This window comes from Staphylococcus equorum, assembly GCF_029024965.1.
GTDB classification, from domain to species: Bacteria; Bacillota; Bacilli; order Staphylococcales; family Staphylococcaceae; genus Staphylococcus; species Staphylococcus equorum.
Map to the genome: position 1 here is coordinate 1,543,985 of NZ_CP118982.1, position 21,351 is coordinate 1,565,335.

Sequence of the window (21,351 nt, forward strand, 5' to 3'; positions counted from 1 at the left end):
ACCAATTGTTATATAATCAATCGGTTGGTTTGTTTAATTATTGCCTTTTAAATTGTGTTGTACTTTGATATTGCTCTGTACTAACTTCAAGTATTAACGGTATTCTTTGCTTAAGTTCACTTACGTGAGAAATAATACCTACCATTCTCCCTGTAGATTTCAAACTCAGTAATGTATCTAACGCTGTTTCTAATGTTTCTTGATCTAATGTTCCGAAACCTTCATCTACAAACATTGAATCTAAAGCAATTCCTCCAGATTCTTGTTGAACTACTTCACTAAGTCCTAATGCTAAGGCTAATGATGCTTGGAAAGTTTCTCCACCAGATAATGATGAAATATGTCGAGATTGATTCGAATGCGAATCAAAGACGTCTATTTCAAGTCCACTGTAACCCTGTGATATTTGTTCTCTTCTTGTTAATTGATAGCGTTGCCCTGTCATCAATGCTAAACGTTGATTGGCTTGAGCAAGAATTCGTTCCAAGTAGTAAATTAATACATAGTTTTCTAAAGTTAACTTTTGATCATTTTTACCTGACAAGATTTCCGCTAATTGAAACACTTCTTGCTGTGCTTTCAATTCCTTTTCTAATTTTTCTATAATTGTATTAATTTCATTGATTTTCTTCTGATTAAAATCAATCTTATATTCATGTTGGCTTAATTCCGTAGCTATCTCGTCTAATACTTGTTGCTTTTGTTGATGAATTTCTTTTAAATGTTGGCTATCTTGGAGTTTTTTATTTTTAGTTTCCTCACTGAGTTGCGAAATAACTAATTCCAAAGATTGTTTCTCTTTATTGTAAGTATTAATCTCCGCTTCAATTTTATCTTTATCTGCTATTTTAACTATCGTTGCTTTCACCTGCTCAAATTTTGTGAAGCCAATTCTACCCATTTCCTCATCTATCTTCAGATTCATATTTTCCAATTCATTTTTTAATTCTTTTAGGCTTGATTCTAAATATGCTTTACTATTTTCTTCAATAGACAGTTGTTGGTTACTATTTAGAATATTTTGTTCTAATTTATAACAAACATCGTCATATTCTTTTATCTTTTCTAAATTACTTTCATAAACTTTCACAAACTTAGCAACATTATCAAATTCGGTGTTATATTCGAAGTCATTTATAGCAATGTCATTTTCTCTTAAAGTATGTTGCTTATTTTTCATATCTAATTCAAGCGTATGATAACTTTGTTCGTTTTTTTGTAATTGCTCTTTTAATTGATTAATCTCTTCATTTTCTTTTTCTAAGTTCTCTTTTTCAACATATTTATGATCAATACGCTTTTCAAGTTCATGATAATTCGTATTATTAAGCTCTTCTTGAGAAAATTTTTCTATTTGTTCATTCAAATAGTTCAATTCACTTTCACATTTTATCTTTTTCTCTTTTATATTTTTATGTTGTTCTTCTATTGCAGTTAACGCTTGATGTCTTTCCGTAAGTTCATCAAAGTCTAAATGTTGCTCAATTGAATGTACTTCATTTCCACAAACTGGACATATATCACCTGAATTTAATGCTGATTGAACTTTTGCAATAATATCCTTTTTATTGTTTAAATCTATATTTGTTTTGTCTATTTTAGAATATTTGTCATCTAATTGTTGAAGCTGCAAGTGAAATTTTTCTATATCTCTTAACTTCTGTTTTTTTCTGTTTTGTAAGCTTTCAAATTCAATTTTTTTGAGTTCATTCTGTTTTAACTCTTTGATTTCATTATTTAAATTGAAAATTTGTGAATTAAGCAATTCGACTTTTTTATAATCACTCTTACGATGGTTTAACTTCTTAGCGAGATCATCCAGTAGTTGCTTTTGTGTTTTAACCTTTTCTTCAAGTGTTTCGTAAGCTTTATTTATTGTTTCACGTTGATGATATGCCTCTTGATATTTACTTGCTTTATCATAAAACAACTTACATTTTTCTACATACTTTCTAAAACCTTCTAATATATCCGAAGTCTGTAAATGTTTTTCGAGTTGTTTTTTATTTTCATGTGCCTTATCTTTGAGAGTATTAATCGAGTTTTGTTTTTCTTCTATATCTTTTATTGATTTTTCTTTTTTTAAAGATAGCGTTTCTTTAGACTCTAGCAAATTGGCTAACGGTCTTACTTCATAAATTTCATTTAATAGTTTTATTTTCTTCTTGATTTCGTCATCGTTTAAAAGTAACTGTTCATATTGCTGTTGTTTCTCTTCAAGCTGAGTTAATGCTTCTTCAAGTTTTAAATTATGATTTAAATTATTTTCTGCCGAAGTCACTTCAGCTTTATATTTACTCTTTTTTTCTTTTATTTCCTGTTGTATTTTTCGTGCTTTTTCTTTAAATTCAGGTAATACTTCCATAATTCGATTTGTTTGTCTAGCATTGATTGTTTTATATTCAGTTAATATTTCATCATCAAATGTTTCAATGTCATGCCAATTATTTTCTAATATATTGAATTTCTTTTCAATTTGTTCTCTAACTTCTTTTACATCGTTACTCAAGTGTTTCTGTATTTCTTCAAAACGCTGACTATTAAAAAGTGTTCTTAAAATTTCTTGCTTCTCTGAGCTTTTAGATAGTAAAAATCGCTTAAATTCGCCTTGAGGTAATATGAAAAGTTGTCTGAATTGCTCAGCGTTTACGCCTAATAAATCTCTGATAAATTGATTACCCGTATTTATTTTACTCTCTCTGAGATTATACTCATCGTCTTCGTATTGGTATATGGCTAACTGGCCTAGTGTTTTATTTTTATTACCTTCTTTAATAAATGCGCCTTGTCTCACAATTTTAAAAATATGATCTCTTAGCTTAAATTCAAATTCTACAGTCATAGGAGTCTTGCTATCTGCAAAATGACTCCTTAAATCACTCTCTTTTCTATCTTTAGTAGACGCTTCACCAAAAAGCGCATACACAATTGCGTCAAAAACCATTGTCTTACCTGATCCAGTTTTACCACTGATTAAAAAAAGTTGATTATCTTTTACGTTATTAAAATCTATCACTTCTTTTAAGAAAGGTCCGAAATTATTTAAATTTAATGTTAAAGGTCTCATTTATTCAGACCCTCCTTCTAGTAAATCATTTAACACCTTAGCTACAGTTTTACTTTGAGTTTGTGTTAGTTCTTCATCAGTAATATTTTTATAGAATTTATCAATTATCGTTTCATCATCTAATTTTTGAATTTCATAGTTATCTTGATGAATATGTGCGCTAAAATCAAAAGTCTGGTTTGTAAGTGCTAATGTATTAGGATAAATTTGTTTTAAATGTACCATTGGATCACTGACATGAGACATATGCTTTAATTTGAAATGTAAATAATTATCTTTACCCTTTACCTTTAATTTTTCTTGTATCGCATCTTCGTAATCGCCTTCTATAACTTCTAATTGTCTTAAAGGCGCAATCGGTATGAACTTCTCTTTGATTGTATCTTCCTTAATTTCAATGATTCTATATCCTTTAGGTTGATTCACTTCAGAAAAAGAATACTGAAGTATTGACCCACTATAGCTTATAAAATCAGAATCTATGCTAAACGGATGGTGTAGATGACCCAGCATAACTCTATCAAACTGTTGAAACGAGTCAGCTTCAACAGATTCGACTGTCCCTATAGATAAAGGTCTCTCTGATTCTGAACGCACACCACCTTGTACAGTTAAGTGACCGATAAGAATATTGGTATTATTCTTATTTATATTATTACTCATATATTCAATAGATTTACTTAAAGCTTGTTGATAAGTTTCTATCGTATTATCTTTTAAAAAGTGTTGAGTTTCATTAATTGTTGCAAACGGTAGCGTATAAAAATCTACATTTCCAATTGAAATAGGTATATTTATGTCTTCAAGTTTTGTACGTATATATAAATTTGACTTTTCAAACCACTTGGAACCATAGTTCAATCGTTCTTTACTATCATGATTACCGCTTATCATAATAATCGGAATGCCCATCTCTAGATTCAAAGTATCAATTGTACTTTCTAATAATTGGATGGCATCTTTATTCGGATAACTCGTATCATATAAATCACCCGCAATTACTATGACATCCGGTTGTTCATTGTCCATCGCTTCTATAAAACGATTTAAAATATATGCTTGGTCTTCTAATAATGATTTACCATTTAAAATTCTGCCTAAATGCCAATCGGCTGTATGTATTACTTTCATTTTTACACCTCTAATAGAACGTTTGTTCGTATTTATATAATATAATATCTTTACCACTAAGACAAGTATAAACATAATGGTATTAAACTGTTTTTCCTTTTCTTCAACTACTGCTAATAAAACAATTGAGGCTGAGACATGTATGTATGCCCCAGCCTCCCCAAACTATTGAATTAATGTGCTTTTAAGCTTCTTATATTTATATAACATTGCTAAGCGCCAAGGAACAATCATTGAAAAACCAAGTAAGAAAAACATGCCACCAATTTCTCCTGGATCTATTTTATTGCTAATAAATATTTTAAGTAATGTACGTATTAACAGTAGTGAAATAAGAATGATAGGAAAAGCTTTAGAGCGCTTCATATATATTTCACTGCCCTGAGTTTCAAATTTAGATGTCCATATTAAAATTGTAGAAAACGCTATACCTAAAATAATACATTCTACAATTTCAAGACCAGTTAATCTAAAATATGGAACAACATACATTAAAGCACCTGTTGCCATAAAAAATGGCGGTAATATAATTTTCTTTTCATTAACTGGAAAATTTTGCGCTTTCATTCGCACAAAGATAGCACCTAGTCCCATTATAAAAGCGAAAATTATAGAAATTACTAAATATAACACACTTACACCTTCTTTAAATTTCTATAAGATGATATTTACTTTCGATAGTATATCACTTAACAAAATATTAATCAGTATTTTTAATTCGTTTTCACCTATTTTATCGTTTCTAACATTACATAGTATATATTAGCATTTTTAAATTAAGTAAATAACAACTATCAATATCTTTTCCTTCTATAAATTATAAATTTCCTATACTAACATATATGCGAAGAATATAAATTTATACTATTGTTCCTTTTTTATTCTTGGGAAAAGTGAAGTGCTATGACTAAAGCTTTGTGAACCTAAAAAATCTAAAACATACACCATAAAAAATGCCAACAAAGTCGTTAAGACTTTGTCGACAATGTGAATGAACCTTGGTAAAGGTTTATTCTATCATTTTTGCTCTATTACACATGCGAATTAACACATGCTGATAATGCATCATTTAGTGTATATCTAAGATAATTCATATCATGAGTTTGCATTGCATTATGATATTTCTTAAAAGCTTCATCGTTCGGAAAGTTAATGTGCATATTAGCTAGACGATCTAATACTTCTCTGTCTTCCATGTCATAAGCATCCTTCACTTATCGATACCTCCCTTATATATATACAATTATAACAAAAATCATATCACAATCAAATATTTTCTGAATATTTGAAATATAATACTTACATTTTATTCATTGAATACTCTAGAGTTTGCGACTTAAAACCTTTTATAATACTATCCTTCACTTTGAAAAATATTTAATATGTCTAAGTATTTAATACATTAACCTTATTGCTAAAAAATAAAGGTTCAAACCAATTCACTTATTGGCTCGAACCTTTTATAGAACATTATTTTGTTTTTTTCATTTGATCTTGTTGATTTTTGTTCATCATCGTCATCATTTGATTTATTTTCTTTTGAGATGGTTTTTGACCCATTTGCATCATCATCATACGTAGCATCTCTTCGTTAATTGGTGGGTTCTTTTTAAGATAATCCATCATATATTTTCTTGCAAGGAAAAATCCACCGACTAGTCCTAGAATTAGTGCTAACACGATTAATAAAATTGCTAACCAAGTTGCCATTGTTTCACCCACTTTCCTATCCTAATGAATTTTACTAAAATTGGTGCTCCTTTTCAAGAGCAACTCAATTAATATATTTTTTCAACCTTATGTATTATATCAATTACAAAATCAATTTGTAAATATAAGCTATGCTTTATATCTAATAATAAAAATTGGTATGAGAACTTTCGCTCTCATACCAACAATTTAAATAATTAATTATATTAATTAGAATGTTTGTATTTGATTCAATACGTTTTCTTTAGTGAAACCATATTTTTCAATTACTAAATCACCAGGCGCACTTGCACCAAATCCATCAATTGCGATGACTTTGCCTTGCGTGCCGACATATTTATGCCAACCAAGTGGTGAAGCCATTTCAATAGCTACACGTTTTGTAATTGATGATGGTAGTACTGATTCTTTATACTCAGCAGATTGTTGATCGAATGCATTCCAGTTAGGCATTGATACAACACGAACGCCTTTACCTTGTGCTTCTAAATCTTTTGCTGCATCTACAGCAAGATTAACTTCTGATCCAGTTGCTAATAATAAGAATTCTGCTTCTTTATCAGATTCAAATACTACATAAGCACCTTTACGTACGCCCTCTTCAACTGTCTCTTTTGGTAAGTCCATTGTTGTAAGGTTTTGACGTGTTAATACTAATGATGTCGGTGTACTTTCTGATTCTAGTGCTACTTCCCAAGCTACACGTGTTTCGTTACCATCTGCAGGACGAATCACATTCATATTAGGAATCGCACGTAAACCAGCTAATTGTTCGATTGGTTCATGTGTTGGACCATCTTCACCAACAGCAATTGAATCATGCGTAAAGATGAATGTTGAATTTAAGCCCATGATTGATGATAAACGAAGAGCTGGTTTTAAATAGTCACTGAATACAAAGAATGTTGCACCGTATGGATGTAATCCTCCATGTGCAGCCATACCATTTACTGCAGCTCCCATTGCGAATTCACGCACACCAAACCAAATGTTTTTGCCTTCTGGTGTATCTTTGTCAAAATCAGCTGCATCCTTCACATTTGATTTGTTAGAACCAGCTAAGTCAGCTGACCCACCAAAGAATGAAGGTACTGTTTTACTTAATGCTTGGATTACTTCACCTGAATCAGCACGAGAAGCACCGCTATGACCAGCTTCAAAGTGTGGCAATTCATCTTTATAATTTACTGGTAATTTACCACTAATAGCTAGTTTGAATTCTTCAGCTAAATCTGAGTACTTACTGCTATATTCTTCAACAAGCTTATTCCATGCTTCTTCTTTTTCGTTAGCACGTTTTAGCATACTTTGTTGGAAAATTTCATATACTTCTTCAGGCACATTGAAACGTTTTTCAGGGTCTAGACCATAATTTTCGAAAGCTAATTTTCTTTCGTCTTCACCTAATGGTGCACCGTGCACGCCATGAGAAGCTTGTTTGTTTGGTGCACCATAACCAATAATTGTTTTAACTTCGATTATTGTAGGTACATCATTAGACTTCGCTTCTTCAATTGCTTTATCAATTGCTTCGATATCATTACCGTCTTCAACTAAAATATGTTTCCAACCGTATGCTTCGAAACGACCTTTTACATCTTCAGAGAATGCTTTATCTAAATCACCATCTAAAGAAATATCATTAGAATCATATAAAACAATAAGCTTATCTAATTGACTATGACCTGCTAATGAAGCAGCTTCATGTGAAATACCTTCCATTAAGTCACCATCAGAAGCAAGTACATAAGTATAATGATCTACAACTTGTGCATCATCTTTATTAAACTTGCCAGCTAAGTGTTTTTCTGCCATTGCCATACCAACTGACATAGCGAAACCTTGTCCAAGTGGACCTGTTGTTACTTCAATGCCATCCGTATGTCTAAATTCAGGATGACCAGGCGTTTTAGAATCCCATTGTCTAAATTGTTTAAGTTCTTCTAATTCTAAACTACCTGAAACATGTAATAAACTGTATAATAACGCAGAACCATGTCCCGCAGATAATACAAAGCGATCTCTATCAAAGAAATCTTTTGATTGGGGGTTAAAGTTTAAATGACGCGTCCATAATGTATAGGCCATAGGAGCAGCGCCCATTGGTAATCCAGGGTGACCTGAGTTTGCTTTTTCAATAGCGTCGATACTTAACGCTCTAATCGTATCTATCGCTAATTGATCTTTTTCTATATTCATCTAATATGACTTCCTTTCTTCTAGCAAGATTCAATATCATTATACATTACTTTTCTTCTATTTAACAAAAAATTGATTTAGTTTTTATCTTCTTTATCTTTAGAATCTAATATTTTTTTCACTTTCTTAGGTGTAACATCATTTCCTTCTGAATCAATAACTCTCGTACTTTCAATTTGTTGTTTGAACTTGCCTCTAAATTCATCTAAATAAGCTTTGCGCAACTTAGATTGTTCTTTAGCTTCAGTTTGAGTTAGTCCTTGTTCCTTTTTCTTCTTTGCTAATTCATTAATACGTTCTAAATCTACGCCACCCTTGTTAGCCATAGTAAACCTCCGTAATTTATAATCTAGAAAAAATATAACAAAAAAGTGAGCGAAACTAAATCGTTTCGCTCACTTTATCCCTATTTACTATTAACATGCTTGCTTTCCCAAATCACTTCTATTTAGATCGTTATTTAACTGCTGCTATAACCGGTTGGTGTTCGTGTTCGCTATTACCTTCAGTTTTCACGTTATATTGTTCGCTTTGTACCGGTTCACTCGTTAATTGATGATCGGTCATTTCGTACGTCTGTTCTGATTCTGCGTTGTTATGCGCACTTATAATAAATAATGCGCTTAATAACATCGTAACAAATAACACTGTTATATATGCTTTTATTTGGTGTTTATATATTTTTATCATTAATAGTCACTCCTAGAACGTTTGTTTGTATTTATACCTTACCAGAACACGTGTTCCGAGTCAACAATAAACGAACAAACGTTTGTAATATATATATATGCATGCTATAATAAAAACAAATTAATCTAGGGAGTGCCTACTATGAGAGAGTTAACAAAGCGACAAAGTGAAATTTTCGAATATATAAAACAAACAGTTCATTCAAAAGGATATCCGCCAAGTGTAAGAGAGATTGGTGAAGCCGTTGGATTAGCATCAAGTTCTACAGTTCACGGTCATTTATCAAGGTTAGAAGAAAAGGGTTATATAAAAAGGGATCCTACTAAACCTCGGGCAATTGAAATTGTATCAGAACAATTAGGTGATACTTTAAATATGGAAGAAACTATCCACGTTCCTGTAATCGGTAAAGTAACAGCTGGCATACCTATTACTGCTGTAGAGAACGTTGAGGAGTATTTCCCATTACCCGAACACTTCACTTCAACTCATAATAGTGATATTTTCATTCTCAATGTAGTTGGTGACAGTATGGTTGAAGCAGGTATCTTAGATGGCGATAAAGTAATCGTTAGAAGCCAGACAATCGCTGAAAATGGTGATATTATCGTTGCTATGACTGAAGATAATGAAGCTACTGTTAAACGATTCTATAAAGAAAAGTCACGTTATCGCTTGCAACCTGAGAATAGTACAATGGACCCTATCTATTTAGAACATGTAACTGTATTAGGTAAAGTTGTAGGACTATTTAGAGAAATGTAATTATAAATTTAACCCTTTAAAAACACTCTCACAAAAATAAGAGGTTGAGCTATGAGCTCAACCTCTTATTTTTTGTCTTTTTTATCTAAGACTTCTTTTACTTTTTCAAGTATATCTTCTGTTTTATCTTTTTTATTTGTTGTCATAACTTATTCATCCTCACAAATAGTAAGATACCCTCTTATAACAATCAATAAACACTATCCACTGTAATTTTCAGTCCAATAAGGTTGTCTTTCCTCATTAAAGTCCACACCTACACCTAATGTTTTGAATTCTTTTTTTAGTATGTTCTTTCTATGTCCTAATGAATTCATTAAACCTTGGTGTGCATAAATGCTACTTGTTTGACCATAAGCTAGATTTTCACCTGCTGCATTAAAATCATGACCGTCTGCTTCTAATCTGTCGAACGGTGATTCGCCTGATAAATTATCATGATTAAAATAGTCATGCTCTGCCATATCTATACTATGTTTTCTCGCAGTATCAGAAATACTAGCCGAATAATTTAACGATGCTAAATCACGTTGGACTCTCTCAGCGTTTACTAAATCAAAGTTTTGTAATTCAAAACTTTGTGCCAATCCTTCTGATGGTGCAGCATATTGTTGTTGTAAGCGGTTTTCCATTTTTTCGCTAACTTGTAGAAGTGCAGTTAAGTTATTGTTTTCATGTTTGTCATAAAAAGCTGTTGTATAAATTTGATCATCATGAAAATTGTCAAATTCATCATCTTGCACATCAAATTTTACATGACCTTTTTCTTTTTCAGTAATAGGTTCACCTAATCTATCTCTAACGACTTCTTTCGGTGTTCCATATTTAATTTTTGATTTTGATGAAATTACATTCTGATTACTATAAAGTGCGTTTACTTTATCATCAATGTAACTCACCATCACAAATGATCTATAATCACCAGAATAGTAAGTATGCCAATTTGTGCCATACTCATTAGAAGTCACACGTTGTGCGTCTCCTAACTTTTTGTCAACTTCATCCTTAGTCATATTCATTTGAATATTATTTACAGCAAATTCTTGTTCACTTGGCACTTTTAGCGCATCATCAGATGTAGATTGTTCTGATGTCCAACCGTCCACTTTTGATTTAAACTGTTGTTGTAATGATGTCAGAGGTGTAGTTTCTTGGATTGGAACGACTAATACTATTATTAAAAAAACAACTATATATAATAAAATTTTTCTGATTTTATACACCCACTATAAAACTAATCTCTATCACCATTAAAAATAGAGTTTCTAACGATTACATAATCCACTTTTCTTAATGATTTCAAATCTTTGCCACCTGAATACGAAATTGAACTTTGTAAATCTTGTTGCATTTCTATTAGAGTATTAAGTAAAGAACCTTTGTGTTCAACAAACATTTTTTTACCTTCAACATTTTTGTGTTCGCCTTTTTGGAATTCAGAAGCACTACCAAAATATTCTTTATACATTTTACCATCTAATTCAACAGTTTCGCCAGGAGATTCTTCATGAGCTGCAAATAATGAGCCCACCATTACCATTGATGCCCCAAAGCGAATTGATTTAGCGATATCTCCATGCGTTCTGATACCACCATCAGCAATGATTGGTTTGCGTGCTGCTTTACTACAATGGTTGAGTGCCGATAACTGCCAGCCGCCAGTACCAAAACCAGTTTTAATTTTAGTAATACAAACTCGACCAGGCCCTATACCTACTTTCGTTGCATCCGCGCCTGCATTTTCAAGTTCACGAACGCCTTCAGGTGTACCCACATTACCAGCAATTACAAATGTCTCTGGAATATGTGCTTTTATATGTTTAATCATATTAATGACTGAATCTGAATGACCATGTGCAATATCAATTGTAATATAGTCAGGGATTATATTTTCTGCTGCCAATTTTTCAACAAAACCGAATTCACGTTCTTTTACTCCTACAGAAATAGAAGCGAACCAACCTTTATCTTGCATCTTTTTAGTAAAAGGAATACGAGCTTCTTCATCAAATCTATGCATAATATAAAAATAATTATTTTCCGCAAACCATTCTGCTAATTCTTCATTCATAACTGTTTGCATATTTGCTGGTACTACAGGCAACTTAAAGTTTCTTGAACCAAATTTGACAGTTGTATCACATTCAGAGCGACTATCAACAATACATTTATTTGGTATCAATTGGATATCTTCATAATCAAAAATTTTCATAATTTAACAAACCCCTAACATTTTTAATAAAACAATAATACAATCGTAAGATTTTCATGATGATTTCAAATATTGTACAAGGAAAATACATATATTTACAGCAAATTCCGAACAATAACTTTTTGATTTATCTTAACCAATTGATAATATACATTGTTTTACTACAAATGTAAACGAACTTGGGTCGTATTTACCAACTTGATTTTTTAACCCCTGGAATTTGTCCTTTATGCGCATATTCACGAAAAGCAATTCTAGACATTCCAAATTTTCTATAAACACCTCTGGGTCTTCCAGTAACCTTACAACGACGTGTCAATCTTGTCGGTGATGCATCTCTCGGTAATTTTCTTAAAGCTTCATAATCTCCTTTAGCTTTTAATTCTTGACGTAATTCATAATACTGAGCGACTAAGCGTTCTCTTTTTTGTTCTTTTGCTATTTTTGATTTTTTTGCCATAATGTATCTCTCCTTTTAAATCGTAATCATTTCGTTTTAAATCATAACACATCCTTTTCATTAATCAAACAGAAAGTTCCATATTCAAATTTTTATTGCAATTTTTTGAATGACATCATTTGTTTCTTCATTATTAGATATTTATATTTATAGAAAAGTAATTGAAATTGCATAATTTATATGGTAGAATTTTAAAGCGTAATCATTCCTGTTAAGAAAGAGGTGTTAACTTTGCGCGTAAATATTACATTGGCTTGTACTGAGTCTGGCGAGCGTAACTATATTACTACTAAAAATAAACGTAATAATCCTGAGCGTATAGAACTTAAAAAGTTCTGCCCAAGATTAAATAAATATACGTTACATCGTGAAACAAAATAATATGATGTTAGACCTTATCTTTTGAATACGACATATTTAAAAGTAATACTGAACTTAAATTATTTGTTAAGTTCCAGAGATAAAGGTGTTTCCATAATGGAGACATCTAAGAACTTAGATAAACCAATTGCTATAAAAGCATTTGGTTTATTTTTTTAAGTATTTTTATTGAAAGTATCTTTTTGTCTATTCTATTATTTAAGGCTTTTCATAATAAAGAGGCCTTCATTTTAATTTAAAACTTTAAATTTCATTAGATTATCACAAGTAAATAAGCCCTTTTGCTACGTATTTTATAATTTTCAAATCTTATTTTTCATTAATAAGTGTTAATTAACATTTTACAACTTAATTGTCACTTTTAAATTTTTGCACAGTCTTCTAATCAACCGTGAAACATCTTATAATAGTATAACCATCTATTATTGGAGGAGAATTTTATGGAAAATCGCCACATGTCAGACGAGCAGAAAAGTCATATCATTAATTCAATAACGACAAAAACGAAAAACAAAAGTATTTGTAATTGTGAACATCCTAAAATCGAAATTTTAAATGGTCATTATTTCGCACCCCTATTAACAGCTTCATTAGGAAATGATGCAACTCCATTAATTGCACTGATGTGCAATAATTGTGGTAAACTTCATTTTTATTCACAAAACTTTTTAGGTATTAAAACGAGATAACATAAAAAGGTAGCTTCCATTATATTGGAAGCTACCTTTAATTATAAATTCTGCTTTAAAGTTTTAAAAATCTTAAAAGTTAATACCCATCATATTAACTTAGTCTGCTGCTTCTATGTCTACATCATTGATATCAATGCCTAATGCATTTGCCACACCTTTACCATATTCACTGTCAGCTTTGTAACAATGACGGATATGACGATGTTGAACTTCTAATGTAGTACCTTGCATTTCGTTTGCAGTATTTACAAATATACGCTCTTGTTGCTCTTTAGATTGTAATCTAAATAAGCGACCTGGTTGTTCGAAGTAATTGTCATCATCTTGTCTATAATCATATTCATATGCTTCGCCTTCAATTGGTAATCCAGGTTTTTTAAATTGTGGTTGATCCTCAAAAGAACCATCACTATTTGGATAATAGTGTGTGCCACCGCCTTGATTATTATCTAAAATTCTCATTTGACCATCTCTACTGAATGGACAAATATTTTCAACACCTACACCTTTAGGTTGGTTTACTGGAATTTGCCAATGGTTAGCACCTAAACGATATCTTTGTGTATCACCATATGAGAATAAACGACCTTGTAACATTTTATCCGGTGAAAAATCTAATCCTGGAACAATGTTTGTTGGCGCAAATGCAGCTTGTTCAACATCTTGGAAGTAATTATCAGGGTTACGGTTAAGTTCCCATTCACCAACTTCAATTAGTGGGTAATCACCTTTATACCAGACTTTAGTTAAATCAAACGGATTATCTTTATGATTTCTTGCTTGTTCTTCAGTCATCACTTGAATATATAATTTCCATTTTGGATAATCTTTATTTTCAATTGCTTCGAATAAATCACGTTGTGATGATTCTCTATCGTTAGCAATAACACTTGCTGCTTCCTCAGGTTGTAAGTTTTCAATGCCTTGTTGAGTTCTGTGATGGAATTTCACCCATACACGTTCACCCTTGTCATTGTACATTGAATAAGTATGAGAACCAAAACCGTGCATATTTCTAAAACCTTTTGGAATCCCTCGATCTGACATCAAAATTGTTACTTGATGCAATGCTTCAGGTAACGAAGTCCAAAAATCCCAATTGTTTTGTGAACTACGCATATTCGTTCTTGGATCACGTTTTACTGCGTGATTAAGACTCGCAAATAATTTAGGATCTCTAAAGAAGAATACTGGTGTGTTATTACCTACTAAATCCCAGTTACCTTCATCCGTATAAAATTTCAAAGCAAATCCACGGATATCACGTTCAGCGTCTGCTGCCCCACGTTCCCCAGCTACTGTAGAAAAACGTGCAAACATTTCTGTTTGTTTTCCAACTTCTGAAAAAATACTTGCAGAAGTATACTTTGTAATATCATTTGTAACTGTGAACGTACCAAATGCGCCAGAACCTTTCGCATGCATGCGTCGTTCAGGAATAACTTCTCTATCAAAATGAGCCATTTGCTCTAAAAAGTACCAATCTTGCATTAATAATGGCCCTCTAGGTCCTGCCGTCATACTATTTTCTCTGTCCGAGACTGGCGCACCAAAAAGACTTGTCAATTTTTTATCATTACTCATAAAAATTCCCCCTCGATTTTCTAAATAATAATAATTATTATCTAGCACTTATTTTAATGTAATATAACTTTAAAAGCAACAAAGTCTCATTGAAATATGTGAAAGTTTTCTAAATATTTAAATATTTTATGAATTTTAAGTCACAAAAGGCATTGCTTGTATCACTTAAAAGCATTAAAATGGATTGTATATATAAAATTCAATAGATTATAGGAGATTTTTTATGGCACAAAATAATATGAATCGTGGTCTTAACTCTCGACATATTTCAATGATAGCAATTGGTGGCGCCATCGGTACCGGGTTATTTGTAGCAACTGGGAATGTTATATCTCAAGCTGGTCCAGGCGGCGCAATATTGGCTTACTTGATTATTGGCGTAATGCTATATTTCTTAATGTCGTCTATCGGTGAATTAGCCACGTTTTATCCTGTTTCGGGATCATTCAGTTCATACTCTACCCGTTTCGTGGATAGTTCATTAGGCTTTACGATGGGTTGGTTATATTGGGCAATATGGTTACTCGTAACGAGTGTTGATATTATTATATCTGCAAGCGTACTTTATTATTGGGATGTATTTCAATTCTTTTCACCAATGACGTGGAGTATTATCTTTTTATGCTTACTCTTTTTACTGAACATTTTTTCAGTTAAAGCTTTTGGTGAAACAGAATTTTGGTTATCTCTAATCAAAGTAATAACAATTGTTGTATTCATCGTAATTGGTGTATTAACTATTGTTGGTATCTTAGGCGGTAAAACATATGGCTTAAGCAATTTCACAAGCGGAGAAGCACCGTTTGTGGGTGGATTTTCAGGCTTTTTAGGCGTATTACTGGTCGCAGGTTTCTCTGTTGGTGGTACTGAAGTTGTTGCTGTAACAGCTGGAGAATCATCGAATCCACATCGATCAATGCCTAAAGCAATTAAACAAGTATTTTGGAGAATTTTATTATTCTATGTATTATCAATAGCTGTCATATCAGCAATTATTCCTTATACTGATCCAATGTTATTGAACCAAAGTGAATCAGTAGCACAAAGTCCATTTACAATTGTATTTGACCGTGTAGGTATTGCATTTGCAGCATCGGTAATTAATGCTGTAATTTTAACTGCATTATTATCTGCAGCGAATTCTGGTATCTATACAACGAGTCGTATGCTATTCTCAATGGCTGAAGATAAGCAGGCACCAAGATTCTTAGGTAAATTAAATAAAACTACAAAATTACCGATGGCTGCACTTTTCACTACTTTTATCATTGTATTAGCAATAATTATTATCGCTCAATTTAAATCAGACATTATTTTCACATTACTTAATATCATTGGTTCTTTAGTCATTGTAATTTGGGGATCCAGTATTTTAGCACAAATAAGATTACGGTCAGCAATTAAAAAACAAAATAAAAATCCTGATGATGTACTTCCTTATAAAGCACCATTTTATCCATTAGGACCAATCATTGTAATTCTTTCCTTACTATTCTTATTTGTCGGAAATTCATTTGGCGCTGTTATGGCTGGTGATTTTGGAGCATTATTCCGAAATATTTTCCCTATGATTATTTTAGCAATTATTTACTTTGCACATAAGTATTTCAAAAAAACTAAAATTGTTAAACTAGAAGAATTGGATTTAAAGAGCCACGATTATAGTTAACATTTCAGCATTGATACACAGAAGCAATTATTTGTTTCTTGGATCAATGCTTTTTCTTTTATAATAAATAGCGTTTATTTAATTCAATACGATTTCAAATCTATAAAGCATTGATATTTTCAGTTGAAGGGAAATATAGTATAATAGTTTATAATAATAAACGTAACTTAGAGGTGGAAACTATGATTGGACAAACGAATTTATTTGACGATATTTTAGAAACTGAGGAACGCTTCGTTATTGTTGTGCAATCACTTGAAGATAGACATAACCGCTTAATAAAACGCACATTAAGGGAGTATAGTAGTTTAGACCATTCACAAATGGAAAGTCTTTTTAACCATCTTAAAGATTTATTTCTCGAGGAAGATTTCGAAGAAAATCAATCTGCATTTTCTATTACAGTCTACACAAATTTAGATTATGCAGCCGATCAAGTATACGCACATGTTAAACGACATCGTGGTAAAAATGAATGGACACATACAGCAAAATAAATACGAAAACATACTTAATGCTCTATTCATAAAACAAATCACCAATTCAACGGCTTAATATGCCGATGAATTGGTGATTTTTAAATACCACGAATATAAACTGGACTTAAATCCAAGCCTATTTCTATTTTATTATTTTTTGTAAAGTGTGTGGAATACCATTATCAATATTACTTAAAGTAATTTCATCAGCTACAGCTTTCACAGCATCATTTGCATTGTCCATGGCTACTGCATAGCCTACAACTTCAAGCATTGATATATCGTTAGAACTATCACCAAATGCGATAACTTGCGCTATATCTATATCCAATTTCTCACATAGAGCAATAATTGCATTTCCTTTAGAGACGTCTTTAGTCATGAATTCTAAAAAATAAGGTTTGCTCGTTGTAACATCAACAGCATCATTGAAACTACCATCTAATTCAGTGTTAATAGCTGAAACCTTAGAAACATAATCTACACCCATAATCTTAGGCACATCTGTTTGAATATACGCCTTCATATCATCTACATGTTTCATTGGTAAACCAGTAAGTTCTGATTCAATGTTCATATATTCGTGTTCACCTTCATAAATGATGTGACCATCTTGATAAGTTAATACAAACAACTCATGTTTTCTACAAAAATCTACAATTAAATCAAAATTTTCTTTTGTTATTGCACGGCTCACTTCAACCGCTTCATCACGAACATTGATTGTTTGACCACCATTATAACTAATCACATAACTATTATGTTGATCTAACTCTAATAATTTCGCAGTGGGTAGCATACCTTCAGTTGGACGACCTGAAGCTAAAATAACTTTATACCCTTGTTTTTGTATCTCAATTAAATAAGATTCTGTTTCAGGGCTGACTTTATTTTCAGCATTCATCAAAGTATCGTCCATATCCATTACTATAACTTTATATTTACTCATGTTGCCTATCTCCTTTCAACATCTTCAATCTATACTACACCAAATTAAAGATGTTGGTACAATACTTTAGATTCTACACCAGATTCGTTGATTGTAACAAGTTCAGATCGGCAATTTTCAAATTCATGCTTCAATTCCCTTACTAGCTCCCCACTTCGTTCAGGTGCGATTAAATTTAATACCGTAGGCCCTGCACCACTTATTACTGTCGCATAAGCTTGGTATTGTTTAGCAATCGCTTTAATCGATTGGAATTCAGGTATTAAATGCTGTCTATATGGTTCATGGAAGCCATCTTGCTCCATCATCTTGCCAGCGAGTTCATAATTGTGCTGTATGAGTGCACTAATCATCGTATTACTTATTGCACTGTTTTGAACTGCCTTTTTGTGTGAAAAAGTATCAGGTAATGCATTTCTTGAGTCAGTTGTCTTCAATTCATACGACGGAATTGTGATAATGATATCTACCTTAGGTGTATCAATATAAGACACATCTGTAACTTTTGTATCTGGATTATAATATCCGAGTACTAAACCACCATATATCGTCGGTGCTACGTTATCAGGATGTCCTTCAAATTCTGTAGCAAGTTGCAGCAATTCATACTTAGACAGCTCTATGTCACCAAAATAATTAGCAATATAAAGCGCACCAACCAAAGCAGACGCTGAAGAGCCTAATCCTCTCGCCAATGGAATTTCACTTCTCATTTCTATCTCTAGGTTGGGTAACATAACGTTATATTTACGCGCAACCTTTTGAGCAACTTGATAAATATAGTGACTGTTATCAGTTGGTAATCCTTCAACATTGGGCCCAATATGGTTAAATGTCCAAACATTACTTTCACTTACTTTCACATCTAAATATAAAAATTTATTTAAAGCCATTCCTATAGAATCAAAACCGACACCTAAATTTGCAGTAGATGCCGGAATTTTTAAATATAACCTATCGCTCATGCTATAGTGCTCCTTTGATGTAGTCTAGAATACTCTTTCTATCATTTGGTAAAGGTTTAATAGGGTTATCTAATAAAGAAATTGCAGTATCAGGATCTTTTAAGCCATTACCTGTTAATATGGCCACTACTTTTTTATCTTTTGGTAATTTTCCAGAACGGTGTAGTTTAATTAATCCCGCGATTGAAGCATTACTTGCAGGTTCACTAAAGACGCCTTCTTTTCGTGCCATAAGTTGATATGCTTCTAAGATTTCTTCATCAGTCACACTGTCGACTAATCCATTAGATTCATTCAATGCATTTGTCGCTTTATCCCAACTTGCAGGGTTTCCTATTCTAATTGCTGTTGCAACTGTATCAGGATCCTTTACTACTTTATTTTGTACAATTGGTGAAGCACCTTCAGCTTGAAATCCATACATGTTAGGTAATTGCGTATCATGTTTGTCGTGATATTCTTTAAAACCTTTCCAATAAGCTGAAATATTTCCAGCATTACCTACTGGTATAGATAGAATATCAGGTGCAACACCGTCTAATTGTTGAATTACTTCAAAGGCACCTGTTTTTTGACCTTCAATACGGTATGGATTCACTGAATTTACAAGTGCAATTTCACCGTTTTCAGCAACTTCCTGAACAATCTCTAAAGCTTCATCGAAATTGCCTTCTATTGAAACAATTTCAGCACCATACATAACTGCTTGAGATAATTTGCCTAAAGCAATTTTCCCTTCAGGTATTACTACGATTGCTTTTAAACCAGCACGTGCAGCGTATGCTGCAGCTGATGCTGATGTATTACCTGTAGAGGCACAAATCACTATCTTTTTGCCTTCTTCTTTTGCTTTAGCCATAGCCATAACCATGCCTCTATCTTTAAACGAACCTGTTGGGTTTGCACCTTCATACTTCACATGTAATTCAATACCAAGCATCTCTGACATGTTCTCACAGTATATTAATGGAGTATGACCTTCGTTTAATGTTAACTGTGGTGTCTCTTCATTTACTGGTAAATATGTTTTAAATTCTTCAACTAATCCTTGCCATCTTTTCATAAATATTAAACCCCTTCTACTGGATAAATTTTCTTAACAATATAACCTGACTCTGTAATAGAGGTCTCTGGTGCTTCATCAATACCCACAATGACTATACCTACAGTATGTGCATCGCGCTCTGATACTGATAATGATTTATGGAAAGGTAATTTACTTTTAATTTGAGTTTCAACTTTGTTTATTTCTTCACCATCTGTTTGGACTACTAAGTAATAACTTTCTTTATCTTTAAGAGAAATTGTATCATCGTCATCCATCATTTCTTTTGTTTCTGCAGTTTTCAATTCAAAGTGTGGTGGTAATGTATGCAAATTCGTTTCGAAATTTAATGTGACATTTAATAAGTCACTTACTACAGCACTACCTGTAGCTAAACTACCCGCACCTTTACCATAGAACATCGTTTCACCGACAGCATCACCAATAACATAAATTGCATTGAATTCATCTTCAACTGAAGCTAATTGATGTGCTTTATTAATTAGTGTTGGCGCAACAGAAGCTTGTACTTGGCTATTTTCATATGTACCTTTACCAATTAATTTGATTTTATAGCCTAATTCATCGGCTACTTTAATATCTGAAAGTTCAACGTCACTAATACCATGTCTATCTACATCAGCTAAATTGATAACTTGATTAAATGATAAATAAGACGTAATTACTACTTTTCTTGCTGCATCGATACCTTCCACATCATCAGTAGGGTCTGCTTCTGCAAAACCTAATCTTTGTGCTTCATCTAAAGCATCTTTAAATGATGTTTCTTCTTGAGTCATTTTACTTAAAATAAAGTTTGATGTTCCATTTAAAATACCCATGAATTTACTGATATTATTTGCATTCAAACCGTTATTTATCGCATTGACGATTGGTATACCACCTGCAACACTAGCTTCATATTTTAAAGCTACATCATTTTTTTGCGCTAATTCTTCTAATACATTCAAGTGAACTGCCAATAAATCCTTATTTGCTGTAATAACATGTTTTTTCTCGCTTAAAGCACTTTTCAACCAATCTACTGTTGGTTCAATACCACCCATGACTTCTACGACGATATCAATTGAATCATCCTTTAATATTTCATCAATATCTTCCGTCAAATGATACTTCGAAACATTTATAGGTCTTGAACGACTCTTGTCGCGTACCAAGATATGTCTAATATTAATATCTTTGTTCATTGTTTCTTTAATTTGTTCTCTATTCTCTTCAATAATTTTTACTACACCTGAACCTACAGTACCTAAACCGAGCAGGGCTACATTTAATTCCTTCATAAATTCATTCCTCCGATTGTTCTTCTAAAAAATACAATTGTACAGTTGA

The 21,351-nt window shown here is 32.2% G+C and carries 21 protein-coding genes; 5 read left to right on the plus strand and 16 right to left on the minus strand.

Annotated features, from left to right (window positions below; genetic code table 11):
• Nucleotides 1–37 precede the first annotated feature (37 nt).
• The 8 genes from sbcC to sosA form a co-directional block, all read right to left on the minus strand.
• On the minus strand, nucleotides 38–3,067 hold the full coding sequence (gene sbcC / locus PYW44_RS07510; protein ID WP_021338795.1) for an exonuclease subunit SbcC: 3,030 nt from the start codon (nucleotides 3,065–3,067) through the stop codon (nucleotides 38–40).
• Nucleotides 3,068–4,198 (minus strand): exonuclease subunit SbcD, encoded by a 1,131-nt coding sequence (gene sbcD / locus PYW44_RS07515; RefSeq protein ID WP_002512381.1) that lies wholly within the window; start codon nucleotides 4,196–4,198, stop codon nucleotides 3,068–3,070.
• 165 nt (nucleotides 4,199–4,363) lie between these two features.
• On the minus strand, nucleotides 4,364–4,831 hold the full coding sequence (locus tag PYW44_RS07520) for a CcdC family protein (RefSeq protein ID WP_002507699.1): 468 nt from the start codon (nucleotides 4,829–4,831) through the stop codon (nucleotides 4,364–4,366).
• Nucleotides 4,832–5,229: 398 nt separating this feature from the next.
• A complete protein-coding gene (locus PYW44_RS07525) occupies nucleotides 5,230–5,412 on the minus strand; it encodes a hypothetical protein (protein WP_002507700.1) in 183 nt (60 codons plus the stop codon).
• Between the two features lie 256 nt (nucleotides 5,413–5,668).
• Nucleotides 5,669–5,908 (minus strand): YneF family protein, encoded by a 240-nt coding sequence (locus PYW44_RS07530; RefSeq protein ID WP_021338794.1) that lies wholly within the window; start codon nucleotides 5,906–5,908, stop codon nucleotides 5,669–5,671.
• Between the two features lie 210 nt (nucleotides 5,909–6,118).
• Complete coding sequence (gene tkt, locus PYW44_RS07535; protein ID WP_021338793.1) at nucleotides 6,119–8,107, minus strand: transketolase; 1,989 nt, start codon at nucleotides 8,105–8,107, stop codon at nucleotides 6,119–6,121.
• Nucleotides 8,108–8,184: 77 nt separating this feature from the next.
• Entirely contained in the window at nucleotides 8,185–8,433 is a 249-nt protein-coding gene (locus PYW44_RS07540) for a DUF896 domain-containing protein (protein WP_002507767.1), read from the minus strand.
• Between the two features lie 130 nt (nucleotides 8,434–8,563).
• A complete protein-coding gene (gene sosA / locus PYW44_RS07545) occupies nucleotides 8,564–8,797 on the minus strand; it encodes a DNA damage-induced cell division inhibitor SosA (protein ID WP_002507768.1) in 234 nt (77 codons plus the stop codon).
• Between the two features lie 141 nt (nucleotides 8,798–8,938).
• Between sosA and lexA the strand changes: the two genes are divergently transcribed.
• Nucleotides 8,939–9,562, plus strand: coding sequence for a transcriptional repressor LexA (gene lexA / locus PYW44_RS07550; RefSeq protein WP_021338792.1), 624 nt, complete (start codon nucleotides 8,939–8,941; stop codon nucleotides 9,560–9,562).
• 200 nt (nucleotides 9,563–9,762) lie between these two features.
• On the opposite strand, the gene PYW44_RS07555 is transcribed toward lexA, so the two are convergent.
• The 3 genes from PYW44_RS07555 to rpsN form a co-directional block, all read right to left on the minus strand.
• A complete protein-coding gene (locus PYW44_RS07555; protein WP_002507770.1) occupies nucleotides 9,763–10,785 on the minus strand; it encodes a CAP domain-containing protein in 1,023 nt (340 codons plus the stop codon).
• An 11-nt stretch (nucleotides 10,786–10,796) separates the two neighbouring features.
• Nucleotides 10,797–11,774 carry a GMP reductase gene (gene guaC / locus PYW44_RS07560; RefSeq protein WP_002507771.1) on the minus strand — a complete coding sequence of 326 codons (978 nt, stop codon included), beginning with the start codon at nucleotides 11,772–11,774 and terminating at the stop codon, nucleotides 10,797–10,799.
• Nucleotides 11,775–11,964: 190 nt separating this feature from the next.
• Complete coding sequence (rpsN, locus tag PYW44_RS07565) at nucleotides 11,965–12,234, minus strand: 30S ribosomal protein S14 (RefSeq protein ID WP_021338790.1); 270 nt, start codon at nucleotides 12,232–12,234, stop codon at nucleotides 11,965–11,967.
• A 231-nt stretch (nucleotides 12,235–12,465) separates the two neighbouring features.
• On the opposite strand from rpsN, the gene rpmG reads away from it, so the two are divergent.
• Together rpmG and PYW44_RS07575 are read left to right on the plus strand one after the other, a co-directional pair.
• A complete protein-coding gene (gene rpmG / locus PYW44_RS07570) occupies nucleotides 12,466–12,615 on the plus strand; it encodes a 50S ribosomal protein L33 (protein ID WP_002507773.1) in 150 nt (49 codons plus the stop codon).
• Between the two features lie 440 nt (nucleotides 12,616–13,055).
• Entirely contained in the window at nucleotides 13,056–13,304 is a 249-nt protein-coding gene (locus PYW44_RS07575) for a hypothetical protein (RefSeq protein WP_002507774.1), read from the plus strand.
• A 99-nt stretch (nucleotides 13,305–13,403) separates the two neighbouring features.
• Here the strand turns inward: PYW44_RS07575 and PYW44_RS07580 are convergent, their stop codons facing one another.
• Nucleotides 13,404–14,891 carry a catalase gene (locus tag PYW44_RS07580; protein WP_021338789.1) on the minus strand — a complete coding sequence of 496 codons (1,488 nt, stop codon included), beginning with the start codon at nucleotides 14,889–14,891 and terminating at the stop codon, nucleotides 13,404–13,406.
• A 223-nt stretch (nucleotides 14,892–15,114) separates the two neighbouring features.
• Here PYW44_RS07580 and PYW44_RS07585 point away from each other — a divergent pair, with 223 nt between their 5' ends.
• Together PYW44_RS07585 and PYW44_RS07590 are read left to right on the plus strand one after the other, a co-directional pair.
• Nucleotides 15,115–16,560: an amino acid permease gene (locus PYW44_RS07585; protein WP_021338788.1), complete on the plus strand. Its 1,446-nt coding sequence runs from the start codon at nucleotides 15,115–15,117 to the stop codon at nucleotides 16,558–16,560.
• Nucleotides 16,561–16,742: 182 nt separating this feature from the next.
• The gene (locus tag PYW44_RS07590; protein WP_002507777.1) at nucleotides 16,743–17,057 is read left to right on the plus strand and encodes a hypothetical protein; all 315 of its coding nucleotides are present in this window, start codon (nucleotides 16,743–16,745) and stop codon (nucleotides 17,055–17,057) included.
• A 124-nt stretch (nucleotides 17,058–17,181) separates the two neighbouring features.
• On the opposite strand, the gene PYW44_RS07595 is transcribed toward PYW44_RS07590, so the two are convergent.
• The 4 genes from PYW44_RS07595 to PYW44_RS07610 are packed head-to-tail and all read right to left on the minus strand — an operon-like array spanning nucleotide 17,182 to nucleotide 21,302.
• Entirely contained in the window at nucleotides 17,182–17,988 is an 807-nt protein-coding gene (locus PYW44_RS07595; RefSeq protein WP_021338787.1) for a Cof-type HAD-IIB family hydrolase, read from the minus strand.
• A gap of 44 nt (nucleotides 17,989–18,032) precedes the next feature.
• Nucleotides 18,033–18,953 (minus strand): homoserine kinase, encoded by a 921-nt coding sequence (thrB, locus tag PYW44_RS07600; RefSeq protein WP_021338786.1) that lies wholly within the window; start codon nucleotides 18,951–18,953, stop codon nucleotides 18,033–18,035.
• 1 nt (nucleotide 18,954) lies between these two features.
• A complete protein-coding gene (thrC, locus tag PYW44_RS07605) occupies nucleotides 18,955–20,016 on the minus strand; it encodes a threonine synthase (protein WP_021338785.1) in 1,062 nt (353 codons plus the stop codon).
• Between the two features lie 5 nt (nucleotides 20,017–20,021).
• The gene (locus PYW44_RS07610; RefSeq protein WP_002512325.1) at nucleotides 20,022–21,302 is read right to left on the minus strand and encodes a homoserine dehydrogenase; all 1,281 of its coding nucleotides are present in this window, start codon (nucleotides 21,300–21,302) and stop codon (nucleotides 20,022–20,024) included.
• Nucleotides 21,303–21,351 lie beyond the last annotated feature (49 nt).